The organism is Candidatus Omnitrophota bacterium, assembly GCA_028716565.1.
GTDB lineage: Bacteria > Omnitrophota > Gorgyraeia > Pluralincolimonadales > Pluralincolimonadaceae > Pluralincolimonas.
Genome location: JAQUPL010000004.1, coordinates 30,018 through 55,330, shown reverse-complemented (window position 1 = coordinate 55,330; position 25,313 = coordinate 30,018). Strand labels below are relative to the sequence as shown.

The following is a 25,313-nucleotide window of genomic DNA, read 5'->3' as shown; positions in this document are numbered from 1 at the left end:
AAATTTTTTATGGTGCCGGGGGAGGGAGTTGAACCCTCATGCCCTTACGGACATCAGTTTTTGAGACTGACTTGTATGCCAGTTCCAACACCCCGGCACGACAGAGGCGGGCCGATCCCGGTTAAAGGATTATTTCATCGCTTCCTTGGTGTTCTTGACGAACGGCTCAAGGAGGTTCATAAATTCCATCGGGAATATATATTTTGTCGCCGGGCTCTGGCCCAGAGCCTTTAACGTCTCAAGATACTGGAGCGAAAGCGTCTTCGAGTCGACGTTCTTGGCGACCGAGAATATCTTATCCAGCGCCAAAGAAAAACCTTCCGCCCTCAATATTGCCGCCTGCCTGTCACCCTCGGCCTTAAGTATCTCCGACTGTTTCTGGCCTTCGGCAACGGTTATAGCCGCTGACTTTGTACCTTCAGCCTCCGTGACTACAGCACGGCGCGTTCTTTCCGCCGACATCTGCCTGATCATGGCGTCGGAAACATCCTTGGGCGGCATGATCTCGCGTATCTCGACGGTGGTGACTTTTACGCCCCAGCGCTCGGTGACTTCATCGAGCTTCTGGCGCAGGACTTGGTTTATCTGCTCGCGCTTGGACAAAACTTCGTCGAGGCCGAGGTCGCCTACCACAGCCCTTAAGGTCGTGGTCGCGATGCCCTGTGACGCGGCGGCGAAATTGCCGACCTGCACGACGGTGCGCTCCGGATCGACGACCTTCCAGTAGATAAGGAAGTCGATAGATATCGGCGCATTATCCTTGGTGATACATGTCTGCTGTGGAATCTCGAGGAAGAGCTCTCTTAGGTCCACATTCGTGGCCTGGTCGAGGATCGGGATAAGAAATATTATACCCGGGCCCTTCTGGCCGATCGAACGTCCGAGCCGGAACACCACAAGGCGCTTGTATTCCCTGACTATCTTTATCGAATTCGAAAGTATTATAAAACCGACAATCAGTAAAAAGAAAATGATCATTCCGCCGGTAGCCATCTTTTACCTCGCTTTCTCAACTTTAACGATTAACCCTTCGACAAACTTCACTTTGACCTTTTCGCCGCTTTTTATAGTCCCTTCCAGGGATTCCGCGTACCAATCCTCGCCTTTTATGTGCACTATCCCTTTAGGGACGAGGTCCGTCTTCGCTTCGCCTATGTTATCCGCGAGGCTCTCGGTGCCCGAGGAGGCCTTGCGTTTTTGAGCTTTAAGGATCAACGGCAGCACGAATGCCATAAGCCCGGTCGTGCTTATGACCATTGCCGCTATAAGCGCTTTCGATAGTTTCGCGAACTGCGGGTCGGTCTTAAAAAGTATGAGCGAACCGAAAGTCAGCGCCAGTATGCCGGCGACGGTCAATATACCGTGCGTCGGCGCCTTGACGTCGAGCACGAACAGCACAAAGCTGAGCAGCATAAGGATCAGGCCGGTATAATTTACCGGGAGCCCGCCCATCCCCATAAAAGCGAGGGCAAGGCCTGTGACGCCTATGACGCCCCCAACCGAAACGCCGGGCGTCGCTATCTCGAAAATTATCCCGTAGAACCCTATGATAAGGAGGAGGTAGACAATATTTGGGTCTTTTAGCCCGTCCAAAAGCCCTTTAAGGGTACTTGCGCCTTCTGCCTGTGCGAAAAGCGGGGCTGCCGCCAGCGCAAAAGACAAAAAGAGCGCGGCTGAAAGCAATTTCCTTTTCATTTCCGCCTCCACGGTTAGGTATGTAGGAATATACCATCACGGCAGGGTAATGTCAATCCTTCGATTAGCTCAGGACAAGCCTTAAAGAAGGGTTGACGGCGGGGCGCTTAAGTGATATTATTTTAACCCTATCCAAGAGGGAATCTATGCGTGGGGCTGTAGCTCACCCGGGAGAGCGCCTGCATGGCATGCAGGAGGTAAGGGGTTCGATCCCCCTCAGCTCCACCATTTTTTTTGAAATAACCTAAGGGTAAAATGACCAAGATCTGCTCCGAGTGCAAAAGGGAATTCGGCGCGTTCGAGAGTTTCCGGCTCTCTTTCGACGTCTGTCCTGACTGCGGGGGCGCGGTCGTGCCGAAAGAGGCCGATATATGGGATTCGAAATATGTGACCATATTCGTCGCCGACGGAAGGGGCGAAGCCGAAGAGGTAAGGCGCAGGCTGGACATAAACAAGATACCGTATGTCACCCGCGGCGACTGGGAATCGCAGAAAATTTATATAGATTTTCTTGTGAAGGAAGACGAGGCAGAAGAAGCAACAGCCCTTCTTAAAGATATAATAGATGCCGAGGCCGTTCCATCGGCGCCAAAGGCGATCTTCTACCAAAGCCAGACTGACGACGAAAGGCCGAACAAAGTAACGCTCCTGATACTCGCTTTTGCCGTATTTGCCTTACTGGTGATATTGTTGAATTACCTGGTGAAAAAATGAAACTCGGCGTCCACGTATCCATAGCAGGGCATATCTATGAGGCGGTCGACAGGGCAGCCTCGCTCGGCTGCAACACGTTCCAGATGTTCAGCCGCAACCCGCGCGGCTGGGAAGCGCTCGCCCTTGTGCCTGCCGACGTAGAGGAATTCAAGAAGCGCCGCAAGGAAAAGAAGATATCCCCGGTCGTAGTCCACATCCCTTACCTTATAAATCTCTGCTCGGGCGATGACGCGCTCTGGAGAAGATCGGTCGACGCTTATATAGAGGATATAAAACGCGCCGATACGCTCGGGGCGGATTATTTCGTCACGCATCTCGGGAGCCCGAAGGAGAAAGGCCGGGATTACGGCGTAGACCGGTTCTCGAAAGGGATAACCGAGGCGGTAACAAAAGCGAAGCCCAGGCTCATGATACTCCTGGAGAATACGGCCGGCGGCGGCGATTCGATCGGCTCGAAGTTCGAAGATATCTCCGAGATATTGAAAAACGTCAAGGCCGGGACCGGGGTCGATGCAGGGATGTGCCTCGATACCGCGCATACGTTCGAGGCGGGTTTCGACGACAGCACGAAGGAAGGGCTCGAGGCGACCTTAAAAAAGATTGATTCCACCGTAGGACTTGGTAAGATAAAGGTCGTACACTTTAACGATTCCCTTAGCGAAATGGGTTCGCACAACGACAGGCACTGGCATATCGGCAAGGGAAAGATCGGCGCCGACGGCATGAGGCGCATAATAAACCATCCGAAGCTGAAGGATTGCGCCTTTATACTCGAGACGCCGAAAGAGACCGAGGACGCGGACAAGAAGAACCTCGCGGCCGCCAGGAAGATGAGAAAGGATTAGATGTACGATTTCAAGGCAATAGAAGAGAAATGGCAAAAAGAGTGGGAGAAGAGCGGCGCTTTCAAAGTAAAGGCCGATCCCGCCAGGAAAAAATATTACCTCCTCGAGATGTTCCCGTACCCGTCGGGCCGCATCCACATGGGCCATGTCCGCAATTACACGATAGGCGACGTAGCCGCCCGCGTCAAGATAATGCAGGGATATAACGTCCTGCACCCCATGGGCTACGACGCGTTCGGCCAGCCGGCAGAGAACGCCGCGATAAAAAACAAAAGCCATCCCGAGACCTGGACGTTGAGTTGTATAGACAATATGAGGAAGCAACTCAAGAGGATGGGCCTCTCATACGACTGGGACAGGGAAGTCTCGACGTGCCTTCCGGATTATTACCGCTGGAACCAGTGGATATTCCTGAAGATGTTCGAGAAAGGCCTGGCCTACAAGAAGGCCGCCGTCGTCAACTGGTGCCCGGATTGCGAGACGACGCTCGCCAACGAGGAGGTCATAGACGGGAAATGCTGGCGGTGCAAGAAAGAAGTAAAGCAGGAAGACCTCGAGCAGTGGTTCATCAAGATCACCGCTTATAAGGAGAGGCTGCTCGGCGACCTCGAGGGATTGAAGTCCTGGCCCGAACGCGTAATCACGATGCAGAAGAACTGGATCGGGAAGAGCGAGGGGGTCGAGATATTCTTCAAAGAAAAAGGGACCGGCGAAGTGATACCCGTATTTACGACCCGCCAGGATACCATATTCGGATGCACCTATGTCGTGCTCGCGCCTGAACATCCGCTCGTCAAAAAGCTCATAAAAGGCAAGCCGCAGGAGAAACAGGTACTGCAATTTATAGATAAGGTCTCGAAGGAAAGCAAAGTCGTCCGCGTGGCCGCGGACGTCAAGAAAGAGGGTATTTTTACAGGCGCGTATGCCGTTAACCCGGTCAATAATGAACCGGTCCAGATATGGGTCGCCGATTACGTCCTGATGGAATACGGGACCGGCGCGATCATGGCCGTCCCGACACACGACCAGCGCGATTTCCTCTTCGCGAAAGAGCACGAACTTCCGATGCGCGTCGTCATCCAACCTAAAGATGAGGCCCTTTCGGTAGATAAGATGGCCGAGGCGTATGAGAATGACGGCGTGCAGGTGAACTCGGCGCAGTTCGACGGGCTTCCCAATAATGAGGCGAAGAAAAAGATCGCCGAATGGATGGAGAAGACGAGTATCGGCAAGCGCACGGTCAACTGGCGGCTCCGCGATTGGCTTATCTCGCGCCAGCGTTATTGGGGGACGCCGATACCGGTCGTATATTGCGAGAAATGCGGGGTAGTCCCAGTGCCCGAAAAAGACCTTCCGGTAGTCCTTCCGAAAAAAGTCGAGTTCACAGGCAAAGGCGGGAGCCCGCTGGCCTCGGTCAAAGAATTTACCGACGCGAAATGCCCGAAGTGCGGAGGCAAAGTGCGCCGCGAGACCGACACGATGGCGACATTCATCGATTCGTCGTGGTACTTCTTGAGATTTTGCTCCCCGAAGTACGATAAAGGGCCGTTCGATAAGGAAGACGTTAATTACTGGATGCCGGTCGACCAGTATATCGGCGGGATAGAACACGCGGTATTGCATCTTTTATATTCGAGGTTCTTCACGAAGTTTCTCCAGGATCTCGGCCTCCTTGGTTTCGGCGAACCTTTCCAAAAGCTGCTGACGCAGGGCATGGTCTTAAAGGACGGCGAGGTGATGTCGAAGTCGCGCGGAAATATCGTCGATCCCGATGAGATAATCGCGAAATATGGCGCGGATACAATGCGGTTATTCATACTTTTTGCCGCACCACCCGATACGGAACTCGAATGGGAAGAGCGCGGCACCGAAGGCGCGTTCAGGTTCCTGAACCGGGTCTGGCGCATCAATGAGAACCTGAAAGATAAGGCCGGCCCGGAACTCATAAAGCTGACCCACAAGACGATAAAGAAGGTCACCGAAGATATAAACGAATTCAAATTCAACACGGCGATTGCCGGCATGATGGAGCTGGTGAACGCGATTTACCAGTCCGGCGCCGATAAAGAAGTCTTCTCGGCGCTCGTGCTGATGCTTTCGCCGATAGCCCCGCATTTCTGTGAGGAGTTATGGCAGGTCCTCGGCAATAAAGGAAGCATTTTAAAAGCCGGCTGGCCTAAGTTCGACCCGAAGATGCTCGTTGAAGAGAATATCACGATAGTCATACAGGTAAACGGCAAGGTCCGCTCCAAGATCGAGGTGCCCGCTGATATTGCCGACGAGAAACTCAAAGAACTTGTCCTTGCCGACGAAAAAGTAAAACCGTGGCTCGGGGACAAGCCCGCGAAGAACATCGTCATCGTCCCAAAGAGGCTGGTAAGCATCGTTGTTTGACCTCACCGTGCAGGAGAAGAAGGTAATAATAGCCCTTAGCGCGTTCGCCGTCCTGGGGCTCGCGGTCCTGGCTTATAGGACCTATTTCGCGGGGCCAAAATTGCATGTTATCCATTCCTCGGATTATAAAAAGACCATAGAAAGCCAGAGCGCGGTAAATATCAATACCGCCGATGTCTCAGGGCTAGAGACGCTGCCCGGCATCGGGCCGAAACTCGCGAAGGAGATAGTGGAATACCGGACAGGACACGGCCTTTTCTTCCTGAAAGAAGACCTTAGGAAGGTCAAAGGGATCGGACAGGATAAATTTGACAGGATCAGGGATTTGATAGTGCTTGAATAAGCCGGTTTGGTGTGATATATTATGGCCTTATTCTGCGGACCCCACCGAAAAAAATAATAGAAAGGAGTAGCACGATGTTAAAATTAAGGATAGTTGCTGTATCGGCGGCTGTCTTCACCGCCATAGCGCTTGCGGGCTGCAATGCGGCGAAGAAGCCCGAGGTAGGAGGGACCGCGGCTTCCAAGGCCGAGGCCCAGGCGCCGGCTCCCTCGGCCGCTAAAAGCGGGAAGGTCGTAGCCGAGATAGGCAACGAGAAGATAACCCTCGACGACGTGAACGATATGATGAAGACCGTCCCCGAGCAGTACCAGGCCGTGGCGCAGGCGCATAAGGATATGCTGCTGGACAGCATGGTAAACCAGAGATTGCTCTATTCCGAAGCCTCAAAACTGGGTTTCGACAAAGATCCGTCCGTCAAAAAACAGCTGGATGACCTCAAGAAAGAGTTGGTGATAAAGGCCTACCTGAAAAAAGAGATAGAGGACAAGGTCACGGTCACGGACGAAGACGCGAAGAAATACTACGAAGCGAATAAGGATAAATTCAAGGAACCCGAGAAGATAGCGGTGTCCCATATATTGGTGGACAACGAGGCCGAGGCCAAGGATATCCTGGCTAAGCTCAAGGGAGGCGCCGATTTCGCGGCCCTCGCGAAAGAGAAATCGAAGGACCCGAGCAAAGATAGGGGCGGGGAACTCGGTTTATTGAGCAAAGGCATGACCGTCCCCGAATTCGAGCAGGCCGCGTTCGCGCTCCAACCCGGGCAGTTAAGCGGTGTAGTAAAGACCCAATTCGGTTACCACATCATAAAAGTGACCGAGAAACAGCCTGAGAAGTTGATGGCTTATGATGATATAAAGGACCAGCTGAAGCAGATGCTGCTCTCCGATAAGCAGAAGGAGCGCTTCGAGGCCCTACTGAATGACCTGAAGGACAAGAATAAGGTCACGATCTATAAAGATGTCTTGATACCTCCCCAGCCAAAGGCGGCACAACCTCAGGCAGGGACACCCGCGGCCCCGGCAGCACCGGCAACACCTGCATCGACGATGCCGGCAGCGCCTGCGCCGGCACAGCAGGGGAAGTAACAGGCTCTTTACAAATAAGCAATAGATGAGATCACCCTTAGCCTGGGCGGCATTTTTCTTATCTCTGGGGATCTGGATAAGCAATATTATCCGGGTCCCCTTTTTATTTATGTTTGCCGCCGTGGTATTTTTTCTTATAGCCTCTTCAGTGACGATAAGAAAAAATACCACTTCGCTCGTATGTTTATCGGCCGCGTTGCTGTTTACCGGCTGCATTCTTTTCCAGGCGAGGCAGGCGCTTCCGGTAAATCATATCAAGAATTTCACGGCGCCGGAACCAAGGGAAGTTTGCGCGGAAGGGATAGTCGCAGACGATCCTGTTTCCGGAGAGACCTTCTACGGCGGAAAGAAGGTGACCCTTACCCTGGAAGCGGAGCGTTTGGAGGACCAGGGGATAAAATATGAAGTCGCCGGCAGGATAAAGGTCTACCTGACCGGGGAACCGCGCCGGCCGGAAACGAATACGCCGTCATACGGCGACAGGATCCTTGTCAAGGGAAGGCTCTCAAGGCCAGCCGGACCGGGGAATCCCGGGGATTTTGATTACGCAGCCTTTCTCGCGCGCAACCGCGTATTCTCGATATTAAGCGCGAGAGCGCAGGATGCCTCCATCCGCGAAAAAGGGAAAGGCAACCCGGTCGTAAGCCTCGCGTATATGGCGAGGGGAAAAATAGAAGGCCTCATCTCCGGGAACCTTCCCGGAGAGAGCGCGAATTTCCTGAATGCCATACTCTTAGGCCTGAGGCAGGGCATGGGCAGCGGATTAAATGACGCGTTCATGCGGACCGGCACCGTCCATCTTATAGCGATAAGCGGCCTCAATGTGGGGCTAATCGTTTTTCTCGTCCTTCTCGTTTTGAGCGTCATCAGGATCCCGAAAAAGGCCGGTATTATCCTCACGATAGCCTTCCTCGTTTTTTATGCCGTTCTCACTAACGGCACGCCTTCGGTGGTGAGGGCGACGGTAATGTCCATAGCGCTTTTGTTCGGCCTGCTGCTGGAAAGGGAGAATTCCCTTTCGAATTCCCTGGGGTTGGCGGCATTGGTCATACTTTCCTGCGATCCCGGCGTGCTTTTTGACATAGGGTTCCAGCTTTCGTTCGCGTCGGTCATCTCGCTTCTTTATCTGACCCCGAAGATCGAGAAGTTTTTCAATTTCGAGCGGAAGATAGCCGCGCGATTCCTGGCAAAATGGAAAAGATATACGCTCGAGGCTTTCTTCGTCTCGCTCGCCGCGTGGATAGGCGTTATGCCGCTCACCCTGTATTATTTCAATATAATCACGCCGGTATCACTCGCCGCGAACCTGGTCGCCGTGCCGCTCTCATTCTTGATAACCATGGCCAGCGCCCCTTTCCTCGTCTTCGGCCTTATCTTTCCGCCCGCGGCGAAGGTCTTCGCGGCATCGGTATGGTTTTTCTGCGGGACTCTTTTTGCCGCTAACGGTTTCTTCTCAAAGCTCCCGTTCGCGTATATCTACCTTCCCAGGCCCCCGCTGTTCTTGATAGCATTGTATTATCTTTTTGTAGTCGCGTTCGCGGAACGGGAACGGCTTAAGCTCTCCCCGCTGAAACTCTCGGCCGCGGCGCTGGCAGTCCTTAACGTAATTATATGGGCCGGGGCTTTACGGCCGAATGACGGGAAGTTCAGGGTTACTTTCCTGGATGTGGGCCACGGAGATTCAATCTTCGTGGAGTTTCCCTACGGCGGCAATATGTTGATAGACGGCGGCACCGGGAGCGGGGAGGACCGGGATTCCGGCAGGGGAACGGTTTTGCCTTTCCTCAGGCAGAAAGGGGTGCAGGTTCTGGACGCGGTAGTCCTTACCCATCCCGACATCGACCATGTCGGAGGCCTCGCCTCGGTCCTGGAAGGGATGAAGGTGAGGTATCTATTCGACAACGGGGCGGGATCCGATACTTATGCTTACAGGCGTTTCAGGCGGGCGGAGAAGAACCTGCCGGGGTTAAGACGTTTTATCTTGGAACGTTATGATTCGATAGAAGGGATGAAAGGCGTCAGCATCCTGTGTTTCAGCCCTCCGGTTGTGTGGGTAAAGGATGCCAAAGTCGCGGCAAACGATGCCTCCCTTGCCCTGAGGATGGGATTCGGGGATTCGGTCATGCTGTTTTGCGGCGACATGGGGGTAAAGGCCGTATCCGAGGCCATGTTCACCTCGCCCCGGCTCCTTAAGGCAGACTTATTGATGCTGCCCCACCATGGCGAGAAGATGGACGCCGTGAAAGAGGCTTTTGTCGAATGGGTCAAGCCGTCTTACGCCGTGATCTCCCAGGGGAGAGCTGCCGGGGAGGTTGCCCGTTCTAAAGAGCTCTCCGATCTCCTTTCCGCCAAGGGGATAGAGGTCTTCAGGACCGGAAAGGGAGGGGCGGTCTTCGCCGTCACCGACGGTAAAGACCTTTCCGTCGGTAATTTCGAAAGTAAGTATACAATTTCACGTTGACAAATAGCACTTTGAAGTATAAAATTGATTCTACGAAGGGGGAATAGATGTATTGGAATGATGATTTCCCTGAGAGAAGGCAGCAGCAGAGAGTCAATATGACTATGTCTGTGCAGTACAGAGGGATAAGGCAGGCAAATAACTCTGTTGTAAACGCCATATCGAGGGATATTTCCAGCGGCGGCGCCCGCCTTTTGGTGAACGAATTCATCTCGGTATTTACGCGCCTTGTCCTGGAGATATCTGTTCCTTCCGCGCCTAAGCCGGTCAGGGCGGTCTCGAAGATCACCTGGGTGCGCAAGAGGCCGTATGGCGAACAATATGAAGTCGGAGCCCAGTTCATGGAGATGTCGGAAGAAGACAGAAGGGGCGTAGCCGACTTCATAGAAAAGTCGGTCCCCAGGACATAGGCCCGTCTTTATACCGAAGGTAAAACACGAGATAAACGATGAGAAAATATATCTTTGCGGTCACTGCAGCGGCCCTGTTCCTTTCGACGGCGCCGTCGCTGCACGCCTACTGGATCTGGACGCCTCAGACCGGGACATGGATCAATCCCAAATGGGCGGTTAAGGATACGCCCCAGGAGCAGTTTGACTGGGCGATGAAATTCTTTAAGGCGAAAGATTACAAAAAGGCGGTGGAGGAATTCCTGAGGCTCGTCCGTTTTTATCCGCAGGCCGAACTCGCCGCCGAGTCGCAGTATTACGCCGGGCAGGCTTACGAGGCGTTGGAGGAATACGAGCAGGCGTTCTACGCCTACCAGAAGGGGATCGAGACGTATCCGTTCTCTAAGCGCCTGGATGAGATGACCGAACGCGAATATCAGATAGCCGGAAAATTCTATGCCGGGGAGAAGGTCAGGCTCTGGGGCATACCGACGTTCCCGTCGGTATATAAGGCTATCGAGATGTACCAGAAAGTTGTGGATAACGCTCCGTACGGGAAATACGCCGATCAGTCCCTATTCAAGATAGGGGAATGCTACAAGAAGGCGCGCGATTACCAGCAGGCGAGGCTCGCGTTCCAAAAACTGGTCGATGAACATCCTGAGAGCAAGCTTTCCGAGGAAGCCAATTTCCAGGTCGGGCTCTGCGCTTCCCAGGCGTCCCTGAAACCGAGCTACGACCAGTCTGTCACCGACGAGGCGCTCAGATCGATAGAGGATTTCGCGAAACGCCATCCTGAGTCGAAGCTTACCGGCGAAGCGGATAAGATGCACCAGTCGCTGCGCGAGAAGAAGGCGGAGAGCGACTACACTATCGCGGAATTTTACTGGAAACAGAAATGGTATGACTCGGCCGGGGAATACTACAAGAACATAGTGACTAATTTCCCTGAAACGGAGACGGCCAAGAAGGCAGAGGAAAGGTTAAAGATAATAGAGAGGAAGCAGAAAAAATGAAAAAGCGGCTCATATTCCTATTGGCGATCTTCTGCGCCGCCTCGCTCGCGGGATGCGGTTACGCTACCCATACCACCGCCTATAAGAAAGCCACCAGGATATTCATAAGACCTTTTGAGAACAAGGTCGACCTGAACATCGAAAGGGAATATTCGGACCGCAACCCTTACAGGTTATACCGCGCCGGGATGGAGACGAAGGTGACCGACGCGATAATAGACAGGTTCCTCGTGGACGGGTACCTGAAGGTCGTCTCGAGAGAGGACGATGCCGACTTGGTCTTGAGCGGCGCGCTCATCAATTTCGACAAACAGCCGTTGAGATACGACCAGAAAAGCGAGAATGTCGCCGAGTACAGGGCCAATATCATAGTCGATATGTCGCTTGAGAACGTGTCCCAGGGGAAGAAAACCTGGAGCGAAAAGGGATTTGTGGGTTTCTTCGAATACAACCAGTCCGGGCCGAATTCCGTATCCGAAGACGCCGCTATTAACAACGCGATCGCGGACCTGGCAAAAAGGATCGTCGAAAGGACCGTCGAGGATTGGTAGGTATTTTCCTCTTTTTAGGAACAGAGAACGCCCTTAAGGAAGAGACCCTCCGCGAACTGAAAGAAAAGACCCTCTCCGGAGGGAATCCCGACCTCAATTACAATATATTCTATCCGGACCAGTTTGACCCCCACACTTTTCAGGACGCCGTAAATACGAACCCGTTCCTCAGCCCCGCCCGTTTCGTCGTGATAAGGGACATAGATAAACTGCCGCAGGAAGGAAAAGATTCGGTGATGAGTTATGCCGGGAACCCGTCCGGGACCACTATCCTGGTAATGACGGCCGGCCTGTCGCCCAGGGATGCGGCCGGCGACCCTTTCCTTTCCGGATTATCAAAATTAGCCGAAGTCCGGGACTTCGAGAACTTAAGCGGGGAAAGTCTCAGGCGTTATATCCTCGGGAAGGCCGCCTTTTACAAGAAAGATATGGGCCGCGACGCCGTCGAGTTGATCATTTCGAAGATCGGGAGCGACCTGCAAAAGTTGCGCATGGCGGTGGATAAACTGGCGAATTATACAGGTGACCGCAAGGCTATCGAAAAGAAGGATGTGGAGGCGCTCGTAGGAAGGTCGCTCGACGAGACGGTTTTTGACATGACCGGGGCGATGATGGACGGACAGGCGTCGCGCTCCCTTTCGATATTATCCGGACTTTTAAGGGAATCGGTGCGCCCGGAGAACGTCATAGGGGCGATGGCGGCCGCTGTAAAGCGCGCCGCGAGGTCGAAAGGCTCTCCGGACAGGGCCAAAAAATGGCTTAAAAAGGCTCTCTCTTACCTGGCCGAGGCGGACCGCGACTGCAAAAACAGGGACCTCGATAAAAGGGTTATCCTGGAATCTCTTGTGGTGAGATTATCTGAGCTTGGCGAGCTTGCTTAAGATGCGGGCTCTCTTGCGAGATACCGTATTTCTGTGTAACATGCCCTTGGAGCGCGCCTTGTCAAGTTTGGAGACGAGGGAAGCGCCGAATTTTCTGGCTTCGTCGTTCTTTTTCGCGGCCAGAGCCATCACGAACTTCTTGGCTAAGGACTTGATCTCGGTAGCGACCTTCTGGTTCCTCGCGCGTCTCTTCTTGTCCTGGCGTATAGCTTTAGATGCGGATTTTATATTAGGCAATCCTGTTTCTCCTTTCGAATTACGATTGTGTAAAAATACCATATAAGGCGGGAAATGTCAATACATAAATCTCTGGCTAGATCGGCGGGGGTGATAGGGCTGGGGATATCCGCTAGCCGCATCCTGGGCTTCATAAGGGATATCATCATAGCCGCCATGTTCGGGACCACGCTGTACGCGGACGCCTTTTTCACCGCCTTCAGGATACCTAACCTCTGGCGCGACCTGGTCGGTGAAGGGGCCGCGAACGCGGCTTTCGTGCCGGTCCTCAGCGGGTATGCCGCCAACAAGAGCAAAGAGGAATTCTGGGAGCTGGCGCGCATAATCCTCAACGTCATGGTGATCGTCCTGGCCGTGATAACGCTCCTCGGCATCATCTTCGCCCCGCTTATAGTCTCGGCCATCGCGTGGGGGTTCCTCGGCAATCCCGAAAAATTCAAACTTACCGTTACTCTTACGCGAATGATGTTCCCCTATATCTTCCTGATAGGCCTGACCGCGTATGCGACCGGCGTGCTCAATTCCCGGAAACTGTTCGGCGCGACATCTTTCAGCCAGCCGCTGTGGAACTTAGTCTTTATATTGAGCGCGATTTTCATTTGCCCTCTGATGAAGGAGCCGGTCACCGGACTGGCTATAGGCGTCCTCCTGGGCGGGATAGTGCAATTGGCCGTCCAGTTGCCTCCTTTAATGAAGATGGGCATGGGCTGGCCGCGTTTTGACAGGTTCAAGCATCCGGCCTCGAACGAAATAGGCAGGCTTCTTTTGCCCAGGGTATTCGGCTCGAGCGTATACCAGCTTAACGTATTCTTGGATACCGCGCTCGCCTCGCTTTCGGATATAGTCGGGAAGGGCGCCATATCCGCCATCAATTACGCGAACAGGCTCTGGCTCCTGCCCCTGGCCATATTCAGCACCGCGTTCTCCCAGGCGATGCTTCCGACGCTCTCCGAGCACGCCGCGCGCAACGAGATGGAAAAATTCAAGCAGGCGCTTTCATTCTCGCTCCGGGCGGTCTTTTTTATAACCATACCCGCGGCCGTGGGGCTTATGGCGTTGTCAGAGCCGATAGTGCGGGCGCTCTTCCAAAGGGGCTCTTTCGACGCCTATTCGACGAGCATAACCGCGCCGGTGCTTTTTTATTTTTCGATTGGCCTGTGCGCTTACGCCGGGGTAAAGCCGCTCGTCTCGGCGTTCTATTCGCTTAAGGACACGCGGACGCCTGTAAAGAACGCGGTGATGGTCTTCCTCCTGAACGCCGCGCTCAACTTCATATTGATGTTCCCGATGAAGGTAAACGGGCTGGCGCTCGCTACGTCGCTCGCCAGCATCTTCAATTTCTTTTCTTTGTATTTTCTCCTGAGGAAGAAGATAGGCCCGCTCGGCGGCCGCGAGATATTCGTCTCGTTCGTGCGCGCCGCTATTCCGGGCGCCATAATGGCCGTCGTCCTTATCCTGCTCAACGTTAACCTGCAGCTCAGGCCGGTGCCGAAATTGGCCGTTATCATCCCGGCCGGGGCAGCCTCGTTCTTTATTGCCTGCCTCGTATTTGACGTGAAAGAGTTCAAGGGATTCGTGAAATGGATATTAAGGAGAAGCTGAGGGCGCCGGTCCTGATGAAATTCACCGAATTTCTCAGGGATATACCCGACCAGCCCGGCGTTTACATATTCAAGGGCGTCAGCGGGGAAATATTATACGTCGGCAAGGCGTCGTCGCTACGTGACAGGGTGCGCTCGTATTTCCAGAGGTCGAAAGACCACGGCCCGAGGATAGGCGCCCTCGTGAAAAATATCAGCGGCATCGATTGGGTCCCGACCGCGACAGAAGCCGAGGCGCTGCTCTATGAATCCAACCTCATAAAAGAACACCAGCCGAAATACAACGTCGACCTCCGCGACAGCAAGACTTACCCGCTTATAAAGATAACCATGGCCGAGGAATTCCCCCGCGTAATGACCGCCCGCGGGAGGAAGAGCGACGGGTCTCTCTATTTCGGGCCGTACACCGACGCGGCGCTATTGCGCGCGGCGATAAAATCCATCCGGAAAGTGTTCCCGTTCTGCACGTGTCCCTCTCTTCCATGGAAGAGAGGGGCGTGCAGGCCGGTTCCAAAAAAGGCGTGCATCTATCACGATATGGGGTTATGCCCGGCGCCTTCCGAGGGGAAGATATCGAAGGAAGATTATCTTGAAAATATTAAAGGGATAATCCTTTTTATTGAGGGAAAGAAAAATGAATTGGTAAAGAGTCTCTCCGGGAAGATGGAACAGCTGGCCGCCGAAAAGAAGTTCGAGGAGGCGGGGAAGGTCCGCGACCGGATCGAGGCGTTAAGCGAGATGATAGCGAAACGGCCGAGGCACGATTCGGCGGTCCAGTTGGGCGAGCTCAGGTCGGTCCTCGGCCTTAAAGAGGAGCCGAAATATATAGAGGCGTTCGATATATCCAATATCAAGGGAGAGGAGGCCTGCGGCTCGATGGTCACGTTCAGTGGCGGCAGGCCCGAGAAATCGAAATACAGGATGTTCAAGATACGCGAGGTCGAGGGCCAGGACGATTACGCGATGATGCGCGAGGTGGTAAGGCGCAGGTATACGGGCTCCTTGAAAGATAAATTACCTAAGCCCGACCTGATAATCATAGACGGGGGAAGGGGCCACCTCTCGGCAGCGGCGCAGGAGATGAAGGCGGCCGGCCTAAAGGGCGTCCCAATTATCGGTATTGCAAAAACCTTCGAGCACATATATACTTTAGACAAGGATATACCGGTCGCGCTTCCGCCGTCATCGAAGGCGCTGCAGTTGATACAGCGGATACGCGACGAGTCGCATAGGTTCGCGATAAGGTACCATCATATTTTGAGGCGAAAGGCGCTGGTCGGTGAAAAAAGAACGAAGAGGCTCCAAAGGCGCGTGTCCCGTTAGAAAAAATTTTTCTAACGGGGTAAAAAAGTCCGAGCTGTTTGACGGATGCACGGAGTTTGAGGTCTGCGTCTATAAGTGCATCATGAAGATACCCTCCGGCGAGACGCGCACCTACGCGTGGGTCGCCGAAAAGATCGGCAAGCCTAAAGCCACACGCGCCGTCGCGCAGGCGCTCCACCGCAACCCTTGGCCGTTGTTCATCCCCTGCCACCGCGTAATAGAATCGAACGGAAAGATCGGCGGCTATGCCTACGGCATAGAACTTAAGCGGCTTTTCCTGTCAATGGAAAAGAAGGGCGCCTCTTTTTACGTCGGCTCCGACCTCCTGCCTAAAAATAAGTAATTAAGTATACTGTCACCAAAATCATATATATTATATGGAAGGAATAATCTGGGGATGAAACAGCTTAAAGCAATATTACCACCGCTAGGAATTTATTTTATTACCGTACTTATTATAGCCTCCATTTGGGGTTTTAATGCAGAGGCAGCAAAAGTCTTAATATTTTTTACTTTTGTACCTATTATCGTAGGGCTGCCTTTATATATAGTCATAAAAACTTTCACTAAAACTTACATTTTAACTATCCTTATCCCTGTATTACTTATAGTAACTATTAGTTTGATTCAAGGTATGATTAAAAATGAACTGGCGAGATGCTTAACATGGTTACCTTTAGCCGTTTTTTTTATGTTTATAGGCTTTCCTATTATATCGCTGCCACTACTAATGTTAATTAGAAATGTCCTCACTTTATTACATTTTAGAAATCAACAATATAGATAGTTGCACAAAATTATTAACTAATACAATTTGTAAAAGAACCATATAACATTTCACTCCAGCGGACGGCGCTGGCATCCTGTTTTAATGCCGCCGCAGCTGAGTTCAAACGTTAATAAATAACGATGCCATCCCCCAATGGGACACCATAGGTAGTTCGTAGCCGATAGCTCATGGCGTATATAATTTGGGTCGCTTTCAAATAGAAGACGGCCCTATTTTTTTGAAAGAAAATCCCTTCTTTCATCGTCTATTATAGTAAAAGGAGGGATTTATTATGTCCGAAATAGTTGCACGGGAGTTAATTGAGCAGAAGATATTCTGGATAAGGGGAAGGAAGGTGATGCTGGATAAGGATTTGGCGGAGCTTTATGGTGTTCCCACTAAAAGGCTTAAAGAACAAGTAAACAGGAATATGGCAAGGTTCCCGGAAGATTTTTTGTTCCAGCTTACTTGGCAAGAGGCGGAAATTTCAAGGTCGCAAATTGCGACCTTGAAGCAAGGCAGGAACATAAAGTATCTTCCATACGCTTTTACAGAGCAAGGCGTCGCTATGCTATCCAGCGTCCTTAACAGTGAAAGAGCCATAGAGGTAAATATCACCATTATGCGCACTTTCGTCAAAATGCGCCGGCTCCTTGAAACCCATAAAGGACTATTGCGCAAGATCGAAGAAATGGAGAAGAAGTACGATTACCAGTTTAAAGTGGTATTTGAGATCATCAAGAATTTCATCAAAGAGGAAGAAAAACCCAAGCGCAAGATAGGGTTTCGTATAGGTTAGATTTCAGGGTGTTCCCTTGTAGGATGGCACCGGTTATGGTATAATTTTAATCCTGTAAATACCTTACGGAGGAGTACTATGCTTGAGGAGCTTAAGAAAAAAATAAAGCAGGCGCAAGAGACATTAGCCAACCTGCGGAGGTATCTTTGACCTCGATGCCGCAGGGAAGAATATAGCGGAATTTGAAGGGAAGATGGCCGCCCCGGGCTTCTGGGACGACCAGCAGAAGGCCAACAAGATAATCGCCGAAATGAAGTCGCTCAAGGGCCGCCTTGATCCCTGGCAGGCGTGCAGCAAGGAGATCGAGGAGCTTTCAGGGCTCGCCGAGATAACCGAACCTTCAGACGAAGCCTCGATATCCCAGCTTTCAAAAGACCTGGACGCCTTAGCGAACAAGATAAGCCGCATCGAATTTACCGCTTTATTCTCGGGAGAACACGATAAATCCGGCGCGATACTTTCCATCAACGCCGGCGCCGGCGGCACCGAGTCGTGCGACTGGGCGGCGATGCTCTTCAGGATGTACACCCGCTACGCGCAGAACAAGGGTTATAAGATAGAGGTCCTCGACTACCTGGCCGGCGAGGAAGCAGGCGTCAAGAACGTCACGATGCTGGTTAAGGGCGATTATGCCTTCGGCTACCTGAAATCAGAGCGCGGCGTCCACCGTCTTGTAAGAATATCACCGTTCGATTCTAACAAGAGGCGGCACACGTCGTTCGCCTCTGTCGACGTCATCCCCGAGGTCGAGGAGGAAGCGGATATCCAGGTCGATGAGAAGGACCTGCGCATAGATGTCTACCGCGCATCCGGTCCCGGCGGGCAGGGCGTCAACACGACAGACTCGGCGGTGCGCATTACCCATATCCCGACCGGGCTCGTTGTCCAGTGCCAGAACGAGCGCTCGCAGTTGAAGAACAAGCATTCGGCGATGAAAGTGCTGAAGGCGCGGCTCTTCGAAAAGAAACAACAGGAGCAGGAAGAGAAACTAAAGACGATGTATTCGGAGAAACAGAAGATAGAGTGGGGAAGCCAGATACGCTCTTATGTGCTGCACCCGTACATGATGGTAAAGGACCACAGGACGGAACACGAGACCGGAAAAGCGAACCAGGTGCTCGACGGCGAACTTGACGAATTGATAGAGGCGTATGTTAAATTTTCAGCAGGTAAAGTCCCGCCGCAGCGGGAAAAAAATAGGAATATAGAATGATAGGAAAGATACTTTCAGCGGTTGTGGGTACCCATAACGACAGGGAGCTTAAGCGGCTTAAGCCCAAGATGGAGCTTATTACTTCACTTGAGCCGAGGATCTCCAAGCTCTCCGATGCCGAACTGCGCGCGAAGACCGCCGATTTCAAGGCGAAGATCAAAGAACGGCTCAAGGATATCGATCTCAAGGGTCTCGAGAAGGCCGAGCGTCGCAAGACAGAGACTGAGGTCCTTGAGGAGGTATTGCCCGAGGCCTTCGCGGTCGTGCGCGAGACCAGTAAGAGGGTTACCGGGATGCGCCATTTCGACGTCCAGCTTGTCGGCGGCATCGTCCTGCACGAAGGAAAGATAGCGGAGATGGCTACCGGCGAAGGAAAGACGCTCGTCGCCACATTGCCGGCATATTTGAACGCCCTGACCGGGCTCGGCGTCCATATCGTCACAGTGAACGATTACCTCGCGAAACGCGACAGGTACTGGATGGGGCCGATATTCGAGTTCCTCGGGCTGACAGTCGGGATGATCCAGCACGACATGAACGACAGGGACCGCCAGGCCGCGTATAATAGCGATATAACCTACGGCACGAATAACGAATTCGGTTTCGATTACCTGCGCGACAATATGAAGTACCGTCTCGAGGACATGGTCCAGCGGCCGCTGCATTACGGCATCGTCGACGAGGTCGACTCGATACTTGTCGACGAGGCGAGGACGCCCCTCATAATATCCGGCCCTGCCGAAGAGTCGACCGACAAATATTATAAAGCCGCGAACATCGTAAGGGGCCTCGAGAAGGGCGAGAAGGACCAGGAGACGAAGGAAGAGTCCGGCGATTACATAGTCGACGAGAAAGGCCACAGCGTCTGGATGACCGAGCAGGGCGAGACGAAGGTTGTCAAGGCCTGGGGGCTCAAGGATATGCATTCGATGGAATCTGTCGAGGAGCGGCATTGCGTCGAGAAGGCGCTCCTTGCCAAAGAGCTCTATAAGCGCGACGTGCAGTACCTCATCAAGGACGGCGAGGTCATAATCGTCGACGAGTTCACCGGCCGCATGATGCCGGGCAGGAGATGGTCGGACGGGCTGCACCAGGCGGTCGAGGCGAAAGAGGGAGTGAAGATCGAGAGGGAGAACCAGACCCTCGCTACGATAACGTTCCAGAATTATTTCAGGATGTTCGACAAGCTCGCCGGCATGACCGGCACGGCCGCGACCGAGGCGAACGAATTCAGCCAGATATATAAACTCGACGTAGTCGTGATACCGACTAACCGGCCGCTTATAAGGACGAACCATCCGGACAGCATTTATAAATCCGAAAAAGAGAAATTCAACGCCGCTGCAGACGAGATCGCGCAGTTATACGAGAAGGGCCAGCCGGTGCTGGTCGGAACGATCTCGATAGATAAATCCGAACGTTTGAGCAATATGCTGCAGCGCCGAGGCATACCACACCAGGTATTGAACGCGAAGTATCACGAGTCGGAGGCGCACATAGTCGCGCAGGCCGGGCGGTATAAGGCGATCACCATCGCGACGAACATGGCAGGCCGCGGCACCGATATTTTGCTCGGCGGCAACGCGGAATACATGGTCTATGATTATTTCAAGCAGAAAGGGATCGAGCCCGAGGCGATCGACCCGAAAGAAAAAGCCGAGATGATGGCGAAGTTCAAGTCGAAAGTCGAAGACGAGCATAACAAGGTCATCGCGGTAGGAGGCCTGCATGTCCTCGGCACCGAACGCCACGAGGCGCGGCGCATCGATAACCAGCTCCGCGGCAGGTGCGGACGCCAGGGCGACCCGGGTTCATCGAGGTTCTACCTCTCGCTAGAGGACGACCTGATGAGGATATTCGGCTCGGACAGGATAAAGTACATAATGGAAAAATTGGGGATGGAAGAGGGCCAGCCGATAGAACATCCCATCGTCTCTAAATCGATAGAGACCGCGCAGAAACGCGTCGAGGCGCATAACTTTGAGATAAGGAAGCAATTGCTCGAATACGATAACGTCATGAATAAACAGAGGGAAGTCATCTACTCCGAGAGGCGCGCGATACTCGAAGGCAAGGACATCAAGGAATATATTGCCGCGATGATAGAGAACGGCCTAGATTCGGCGATGGATATTTACCTGAACGAGAAGACGCACCCTGAGGAGTGGGATGCCAAGGGATTTTTCGAGTGGTTCCGCGGCAAGTTCGGGTTCGGCCTCCCGGCGGACCAAGGCGGGTTGTTTGCCGGCCCGCGCCACGACATAAGGGCCAGGCTCCTCGATATAATAAATAAGTTTTACGAGAAGAGGGAGTTCGTCCTCGGCGCGGACGTGGCCAGGCATATCGAGAAGACGATACTGCTCGACATGATCGATTCGAAATGGAAGGACCATCTTTATACGATGGACCTGCTAAAGGAAGGCATAGGCCTGCGCGCGTACGGACAGGTCGACCCGCTCGTCGAATACAAGAACGAGGGCTTCGCGATGTTCGAGGAGATGATGAACAGGATACAGGATGACGCCCTCGAATTTATCTTTAAGGTGCAGGTGGCGACCCAGGAGAAGCCGAGGGGCGTCTTCGAATCCGTCCCCCAGCAGATGATACACAGGGAGATGGGTTCGCTTGCCTCGAGGATACCTCAATCGCAGGGCGGAGAACCGGTCGAGGCGAGGCCGCCGGACGCGAAACAGGCGCCCCTCGAAAGGGAAGCTCCGAAAGTGGGCAGGAACGACCCGTGCCCGTGCGGGAGCGGAAAGAAATATAAAAAATGCTGCGGCGCTTAGTTTTTTTACCGTTACTCTCTGCATTATTGCTGACGTTGTCGTATCCGGCGTTCGATTTCTCATTTTTGGCGTGGTTCGCTCTGATACCGATGCTTATCGCGATCCGCGGCGAGAAACCGTGGCAGGCATTCTTTACCGGCTGCATAACCGGGTTGTTATTTTTCGGTGCCACGCTATACTGGGTCGGCTACGTCGCGATAATAGGTATAGTCGTCCTGGCGGTATACCTGGCTTTCTTCTTCGGGATATTTGCCGTCGGCGTCGACATACTCGCGATACAGTTCGAAAAACCGCGCTTAAGGTTCGCGTTGCTCGTGAGCTGCCTCTGGGTGGCGGTTGAGTTCCTTAGGAGCCACCTCTTTACCGGCTTCGGGTGGGCGCTGCTCGGGCATACGCAGTGGGAGACGCTGCCGATAATCCAGATAGCCGATGTGACCGGAGCGTACGGCGTCTCGTTTTTGGTAGTCTTTACCAATGTCCTCATATCATCGAAGATAAAGAAGAAGATGAAGGGCCATAAGCCGGAGCCGAGATACCTGGCTCTGCTGGTGATAGCGCTTATCATCGTCGCGGTATACGGATATTACAGGGTCGACCGGAAGTTCGAAGGCGAGACAGTCAAGATATCGGTAATACAGGGGAACATCCCGCAGTCGGAAAAATGGGACGAAAGATATGCCGACGCGATATTGAATAAATATATAAACCTTACAAAAGAGGCGGCAAAGGACAAGCCGGACCTGATAATCTGGCCCGAGACGTCTGTCCCGGGATTCCTCGAGACCGACCAGGCCCTGCGCGACAAGGTCACCGCCCTCGCGAAAGAGGTCAATACATACCTGTTGGTCGGGACGCAGACCGAGAAAGTGCCGCAGAAAGTGCGTTATTTCAACAGCGCCGTCCTGGTATCGGACAAGGGCGAGATAGTCCGGCGCTACGATAAAATACACCTAGTGCCGTTCGGCGAATATGTGCCGCTGGGCAACAGCTTCCTCTCTTTCATAAAGAAGCGCTACGATATGGGCGAGGATTATACGGCGGGGAAGGATTACACGATATTCGAGATACCGGCGCATAAAGGCGAAGTCCTGGGCGAAGCACAGGGCGGGACCGTCAGGTTCGGCGTCCTGATATGTTTTGAGGATGTCTTCCCGGAGATATCGAGGAATTTTGTGCGGCTGGGCGCGGACTTCCTGGTCGTGATAACCAACGACGCGTGGTATATGAAGACCGCGGCGCCGTTCCAGCACGCGCAACCCTCGGTCTTCCGCGCGGTCGAGAATAGGGTCAACGTGGTAAGGTGCGCGAATACCGGCTATTCATGTTTTATAAACCAGGCCGGGAAGATCACGCAGGAGGTGAAGGATCTTAAAGGGGATAAGATATTCGTGACGGGTTTTGCGGCCGCGCATATAACCCCCGGAAAGGCCCGGACCCTGTATTTGAAATACGGGGATGCCTTCGCCTGGCTATGCACCGGGGTTTTTTTGTTTGACTTAACCCTTTATTTTATTTATAATTATGTCAAGTCTGCGCGACAAAGGCGGAAAAATTGGAAGAAATAAACGACCTCATAAAACAGAGATTGATCAAGCTCGAGAACCTGCGGGCGAAGGGCATAAACCCTTACGGCGGGAAATTCTCTAAGTCGGCCAATATCAACGAGTTATTGGCGGATTTCGAAGATGCGGCCGCCCAATCCAGGGAAGTCACGGTCGCAGGCCGGGTAATGGCCGTGCGTTCGCACGGAAAGTCCTGCTTTATCGACGTCAAGGATTCGACGGCGAAGATCCAGAATTACATAAAGGCCGCCGAGCTTTCAGAGGCCGGCAGGACAGCCTTCGAGAACCTCGATATCGGCGACATCGTCGGGATAAAGGGCAAGGCCTTCAAGACGAGGACCGGCGAACCGACGCTGCATGTCGAAGAGTTCACGATGCTGTCGAAATCGATAAGGCCGCTCCCGGAGAAATGGCACGGGCTAAAGGATATAGAGACGCGTTACCGCCAGAGATATGTCGACCTGATCGTCAACGAAGAGGTCAAAAAGGTCTTTGAGCTGCGCATTAAGATGATCGCGCGTATAAGGGCTTTCCTCGACGGCAAGGGTTTCCTCGAGGTCGAAACGCCGATGATGCAGCCGATGCCGGGCGGCGCGACCGCTAAACCTTTCAAGACGCACCATGAGGCGCTCGGTATAGACCTCTATATGAGGATCGCGCCCGAGCTTTATTTAAAAAGGCTTTTGGTCGGCGGCTTCGAGAGGGTCTACGAGATAAACAGGAATTTCAGGAACGAGGGGATATCGCCGCGGCATAACCCCGAGTTCACGATGATAGAAGTCTACCAGGCCTACGCCGACTGCGGGGACATGATAGACCTGACCGAGGAGCTGATACTCGACGCCGCGCAGCACCTCTTCGGGAAGTATAAAATAGCGCACGGAGACGGGGAACTTGATTTATCGCCGCCTTGGGACAGGATACCTTTCCGCGAGGCGATATTGAAGTATACCGGGATAGATTACAAGAAGGAGAAAGACCTGAGGAAAGTCGCGAAGGAGATGGGGCTCGATATAAGGGACGCGAAGTTCGACGAGGAAGTCGCGAACAAGATATTCGAGAAGACGGTCGAGCCGAAGCTCGCGAAACCCACGTTCATAATAGATTACCCGGCGATACTGTGCCCGCTCTCGAAGAAGAAACCCGGCGAGCCGGACCTGACAGAAAGGTTCGAGTTGTTCATATCGGCGCAGGAACTGGCGAACGCGTATTCCGAGCTTAACGACCCGATAGAGCAGAAGTCGAGGTTCGAGGACCAGGCGAAAGGTCCGGAGGCGGAGATGAAGACTGTCGACGAGGACTTTGTCCGCGCGCTCGAATACGGCATGCCGCCGGCCGGCGGGCTCGGCATCGGGATAGACAGGCTAGCGATGCTTTTCGCCAATCGCGACTCTATAAAGGACGTGATACTCTTCCCACAGCTGAAACCGGAACAGCAGTAACCAAATAAATTTTTAGATATGCGTTACGAATTGTTGGTGGCCTCTAGATACCTCCTTGCTAAACGCAGGGAGAAGTTCATATCGATAATCAGCCTGATCTCCGTGCTGGGCGTCGCGGTCGGGGTCTGCGCCCTCATAGTCGTCATCGGGGTGATGACCGGTTTCGACAACGAGTTGCGCGATAAGATAATCGGCGCGAATTCGCATGTCATCGTCGAACAGGAAGGCGGGATCGAGGATTCCGCCGCGCTTATCAAAAAGATAAAGACCGAGCCCCACGTTGTTTCCGCTTCACCTTTCCTCGACGGACAGGCATTCATCAGGGCGAAGGATACGATGCAGGGCGTCTCGATAAGGGGCATCGTCTCCGCCGATGAAGCCGGGGTCTCGAAGCTCGGCTCATATGTAAAGTCCGGCTCCATGTCTGCGCTCAAGGCCGGCGGCATGCTGATAGGCACCGAGATGGCGCGGAGGTTCAGCCTCAGGCTCGGCGACACGGTCTCTGTCCTCTCGCCTCTAGACGGCTCGTCGAAAGATTTCAAGGTAGCGGGGACGTTCAATTCGGGTTATTACGAATATGATTCTTCACTCGCTTTCATAGACCTGAGGGACGCGCAGGAGCTTTTCGGCGCCGAGGGCAAGGTGGGGGGGATCGGGATAAGGATAGACGACGAATTACTCGCGCCGCAGGTCAGGGTCAGGTTACAAAAAGAATTGGGTTTTCCTTTTTACGTAAAGACATGGATCGACCTGAACAGAAGCCTCTTCTCGGCGCTTAAGCTCGAGAAGCTGGCGATGTTCTGGATACTTGCGCTGATAGTCACGGTCGCGTGCTTTAATATTGCGGCGACGATGATAATGGTCGTGATGGAGAAGACGAAAGATATCGGCATACTAAAGGCGATAGGTGCTGCCAATAATTCCATAAGGCTGATATTCACCCTCCAGGGATTCATAGTCGGCGCGATAGGGACCGCGCTCGGCGTGGCCGGGGGGCTCGGCCTCGGGTATCTCCTCGAGAAGTACCAGTTCATAAAGCTCCCGAGGGACATCTATTACATAGACAGGTTCCCCGTGGATATACAATACACGGATGTGGCCGCGATAGTCGTCGCGGCTCTGGCGATAAGTTTGCTGGCTTGCCTCTATCCAGCGTGGCAGGCGTCCCGGCTCAACCCGGTCGACGCGCTGAGGTACGAATGAG

The 25,313-nt window shown here is 53.2% G+C and carries 23 protein-coding genes and 2 tRNA genes; 21 read left to right on the top strand and 4 right to left on the bottom strand.

The window, feature by feature from the left end; all coding sequences use genetic code 11:
- Positions 1-10: 10 nt before the first annotated feature.
- From PHO67_05480 to PHO67_05470, 3 genes are all read right to left on the bottom strand, one after another.
- Positions 11-97: transfer RNA gene (locus tag PHO67_05480), tRNA-Leu, on the bottom strand.
- A 32-nt stretch (positions 98-129) separates the two neighbouring features.
- Positions 130-993: an SPFH/Band 7/PHB domain protein gene (locus PHO67_05475; GenBank protein ID MDD5546586.1), complete on the bottom strand. Its 864-nt coding sequence runs from the start codon at positions 991-993 to the stop codon at positions 130-132.
- 3 nt (positions 994-996) lie between these two features.
- Complete coding sequence (locus tag PHO67_05470; protein ID MDD5546585.1) at positions 997-1,695, bottom strand: NfeD family protein; 699 nt, start codon at positions 1,693-1,695, stop codon at positions 997-999.
- A gap of 152 nt (positions 1,696-1,847) precedes the next feature.
- Between PHO67_05470 and PHO67_05465 the strand changes: the two genes are divergently transcribed.
- From PHO67_05465 to holA, 11 genes are all read left to right on the top strand, one after another.
- Positions 1,848-1,923, top strand: a tRNA-Ala gene (locus tag PHO67_05465).
- 27 nt (positions 1,924-1,950) lie between these two features.
- Positions 1,951-2,409: a hypothetical protein gene (locus PHO67_05460; protein ID MDD5546584.1), complete on the top strand. Its 459-nt coding sequence runs from the start codon at positions 1,951-1,953 to the stop codon at positions 2,407-2,409.
- On the top strand, positions 2,406-3,254 hold the full coding sequence (locus PHO67_05455) for a deoxyribonuclease IV (GenBank protein ID MDD5546583.1): 849 nt from the start codon (positions 2,406-2,408) through the stop codon (positions 3,252-3,254). The genes PHO67_05460 and PHO67_05455 overlap by 4 nt, the downstream gene beginning before the upstream one ends.
- The gene (gene leuS / locus PHO67_05450) at positions 3,255-5,648 is read left to right on the top strand and encodes a leucine--tRNA ligase (GenBank protein ID MDD5546582.1); all 2,394 of its coding nucleotides are present in this window, start codon (positions 3,255-3,257) and stop codon (positions 5,646-5,648) included.
- Complete coding sequence (locus PHO67_05445; GenBank protein MDD5546581.1) at positions 5,641-5,991, top strand: ComEA family DNA-binding protein; 351 nt, start codon at positions 5,641-5,643, stop codon at positions 5,989-5,991. The genes leuS and PHO67_05445 overlap by 8 nt, the downstream gene beginning before the upstream one ends.
- A gap of 74 nt (positions 5,992-6,065) precedes the next feature.
- Positions 6,066-7,079 (top strand): peptidylprolyl isomerase, encoded by a 1,014-nt coding sequence (locus tag PHO67_05440; protein ID MDD5546580.1) that lies wholly within the window; start codon positions 6,066-6,068, stop codon positions 7,077-7,079.
- Positions 7,080-7,188: 109 nt separating this feature from the next.
- Positions 7,189-9,540 (top strand): DNA internalization-related competence protein ComEC/Rec2, encoded by a 2,352-nt coding sequence (locus PHO67_05435; GenBank protein MDD5546579.1) that lies wholly within the window; start codon positions 7,189-7,191, stop codon positions 9,538-9,540.
- A 47-nt stretch (positions 9,541-9,587) separates the two neighbouring features.
- A complete protein-coding gene (locus PHO67_05430) occupies positions 9,588-9,950 on the top strand; it encodes a PilZ domain-containing protein (GenBank protein MDD5546578.1) in 363 nt (120 codons plus the stop codon).
- 38 nt (positions 9,951-9,988) lie between these two features.
- The gene (gene bamD, locus PHO67_05425; protein ID MDD5546577.1) at positions 9,989-10,945 is read left to right on the top strand and encodes an outer membrane protein assembly factor BamD; all 957 of its coding nucleotides are present in this window, start codon (positions 9,989-9,991) and stop codon (positions 10,943-10,945) included.
- The gene (gene lptE / locus PHO67_05420) at positions 10,942-11,496 is read left to right on the top strand and encodes an LPS assembly lipoprotein LptE (protein ID MDD5546576.1); all 555 of its coding nucleotides are present in this window, start codon (positions 10,942-10,944) and stop codon (positions 11,494-11,496) included. Before bamD ends, lptE begins: the two co-directional genes overlap by 4 nt.
- Positions 11,490-12,377: a DNA polymerase III subunit delta gene (gene holA, locus PHO67_05415; protein ID MDD5546575.1), complete on the top strand. Its 888-nt coding sequence runs from the start codon at positions 11,490-11,492 to the stop codon at positions 12,375-12,377. The genes lptE and holA overlap by 7 nt, the downstream gene beginning before the upstream one ends.
- Here the strand turns inward: holA and rpsT are convergent.
- Entirely contained in the window at positions 12,351-12,614 is a 264-nt protein-coding gene (gene rpsT / locus PHO67_05410; protein MDD5546574.1) for a 30S ribosomal protein S20, read from the bottom strand. The two genes, holA and rpsT, sit on opposite strands and share 27 nt — an antisense overlap.
- 54 nt (positions 12,615-12,668) lie before the next feature.
- On the opposite strand from rpsT, the gene murJ reads away from it, so the two are divergent.
- The 10 genes from murJ to PHO67_05360 all read left to right on the top strand — a co-directional run bounded on the left by murJ (position 12,669) and on the right by PHO67_05360 (position 25,312).
- A complete protein-coding gene (gene murJ / locus PHO67_05405) occupies positions 12,669-14,216 on the top strand; it encodes a murein biosynthesis integral membrane protein MurJ (GenBank protein ID MDD5546573.1) in 1,548 nt (515 codons plus the stop codon).
- Positions 14,195-15,538 carry an excinuclease ABC subunit UvrC gene (locus PHO67_05400; protein MDD5546572.1) on the top strand — a complete coding sequence of 448 codons (1,344 nt, stop codon included), beginning with the start codon at positions 14,195-14,197 and terminating at the stop codon, positions 15,536-15,538. Before murJ ends, PHO67_05400 begins: the two co-directional genes overlap by 22 nt.
- The gene (locus tag PHO67_05395) at positions 15,495-15,881 is read left to right on the top strand and encodes an MGMT family protein (GenBank protein ID MDD5546571.1); all 387 of its coding nucleotides are present in this window, start codon (positions 15,495-15,497) and stop codon (positions 15,879-15,881) included. Before PHO67_05400 ends, PHO67_05395 begins: the two co-directional genes overlap by 44 nt.
- 54 nt (positions 15,882-15,935) lie before the next feature.
- The gene (locus PHO67_05390) at positions 15,936-16,325 is read left to right on the top strand and encodes a hypothetical protein (GenBank protein ID MDD5546570.1); all 390 of its coding nucleotides are present in this window, start codon (positions 15,936-15,938) and stop codon (positions 16,323-16,325) included.
- Between the two features lie 274 nt (positions 16,326-16,599).
- The gene (locus PHO67_05385; GenBank protein MDD5546569.1) at positions 16,600-17,106 is read left to right on the top strand and encodes an ORF6N domain-containing protein; all 507 of its coding nucleotides are present in this window, start codon (positions 16,600-16,602) and stop codon (positions 17,104-17,106) included.
- 78 nt (positions 17,107-17,184) lie between these two features.
- A protein-coding gene (prfB, locus tag PHO67_05380; protein MDD5546568.1) for a peptide chain release factor 2 occupies positions 17,185-18,319 on the top strand; the annotation gives its coding sequence in 2 pieces (ribosomal slippage) (positions 17,185-17,244 and positions 17,246-18,319; 1,134 coding nt in all).
- On the top strand, positions 18,316-21,105 hold the full coding sequence (gene secA, locus PHO67_05375) for a preprotein translocase subunit SecA (GenBank protein ID MDD5546567.1): 2,790 nt from the start codon (positions 18,316-18,318) through the stop codon (positions 21,103-21,105). Before prfB ends, secA begins: the two co-directional genes overlap by 4 nt.
- On the top strand, positions 21,090-22,670 hold the full coding sequence (gene lnt, locus PHO67_05370; GenBank protein MDD5546566.1) for an apolipoprotein N-acyltransferase: 1,581 nt from the start codon (positions 21,090-21,092) through the stop codon (positions 22,668-22,670). The genes secA and lnt overlap by 16 nt, the downstream gene beginning before the upstream one ends.
- Positions 22,658-24,109, top strand: coding sequence for a lysine--tRNA ligase (lysS, locus tag PHO67_05365; GenBank protein ID MDD5546565.1), 1,452 nt, complete (start codon positions 22,658-22,660; stop codon positions 24,107-24,109). The genes lnt and lysS overlap by 13 nt, the downstream gene beginning before the upstream one ends.
- Positions 24,110-24,127: 18 nt before the next feature.
- Entirely contained in the window at positions 24,128-25,312 is a 1,185-nt protein-coding gene (locus tag PHO67_05360; protein MDD5546564.1) for an ABC transporter permease, read from the top strand.
- Position 25,313 lies beyond the last annotated feature (1 nt).

Bases quoted from the DNA above. Each gene is read 5' to 3' on its own strand.
- PHO67_05475 (MDD5546586.1), bottom strand. From the start codon at position 993: ATGGCTACCGGCGGAATGATCATTTTCTTTTTACTGATTGTCGGTTTT.
- PHO67_05470 (MDD5546585.1), bottom strand. From the start codon at position 1,695: ATGAAAAGGAAATTGCTTTCAGCCGCGCTCTTTTTGTCTTTTGCGCTG.
- PHO67_05460 (MDD5546584.1), top strand. From the start codon at position 1,951: ATGACCAAGATCTGCTCCGAGTGCAAAAGGGAATTCGGCGCGTTCGAG.
- PHO67_05455 (MDD5546583.1), top strand. From the start codon at position 2,406: ATGAAACTCGGCGTCCACGTATCCATAGCAGGGCATATCTATGAGGCG.
- leuS (MDD5546582.1), top strand. From the start codon at position 3,255: ATGTACGATTTCAAGGCAATAGAAGAGAAATGGCAAAAAGAGTGGGAG.
- PHO67_05440 (MDD5546580.1), top strand. From the start codon at position 6,066: ATGTTAAAATTAAGGATAGTTGCTGTATCGGCGGCTGTCTTCACCGCC.
- PHO67_05435 (MDD5546579.1), top strand. From the start codon at position 7,189: ATGTTTGCCGCCGTGGTATTTTTTCTTATAGCCTCTTCAGTGACGATA.
- PHO67_05430 (MDD5546578.1), top strand. From the start codon at position 9,588: ATGTATTGGAATGATGATTTCCCTGAGAGAAGGCAGCAGCAGAGAGTC.
- bamD (MDD5546577.1), top strand. From the start codon at position 9,989: ATGAGAAAATATATCTTTGCGGTCACTGCAGCGGCCCTGTTCCTTTCG.
- lptE (MDD5546576.1), top strand. From the start codon at position 10,942: ATGAAAAAGCGGCTCATATTCCTATTGGCGATCTTCTGCGCCGCCTCG.
- murJ (MDD5546573.1), top strand. From the start codon at position 12,669: ATGTCAATACATAAATCTCTGGCTAGATCGGCGGGGGTGATAGGGCTG.
- PHO67_05400 (MDD5546572.1), top strand. From the start codon at position 14,195: ATGGATATTAAGGAGAAGCTGAGGGCGCCGGTCCTGATGAAATTCACC.
- PHO67_05390 (MDD5546570.1), top strand. From the start codon at position 15,936: ATGAAACAGCTTAAAGCAATATTACCACCGCTAGGAATTTATTTTATT.
- PHO67_05385 (MDD5546569.1), top strand. From the start codon at position 16,600: ATGTCCGAAATAGTTGCACGGGAGTTAATTGAGCAGAAGATATTCTGG.
- secA (MDD5546567.1), top strand. From the start codon at position 18,316: ATGATAGGAAAGATACTTTCAGCGGTTGTGGGTACCCATAACGACAGG.
- lnt (MDD5546566.1), top strand. From the start codon at position 21,090: ATGCTGCGGCGCTTAGTTTTTTTACCGTTACTCTCTGCATTATTGCTG.
- PHO67_05360 (MDD5546564.1), top strand. From the start codon at position 24,128: ATGCGTTACGAATTGTTGGTGGCCTCTAGATACCTCCTTGCTAAACGC.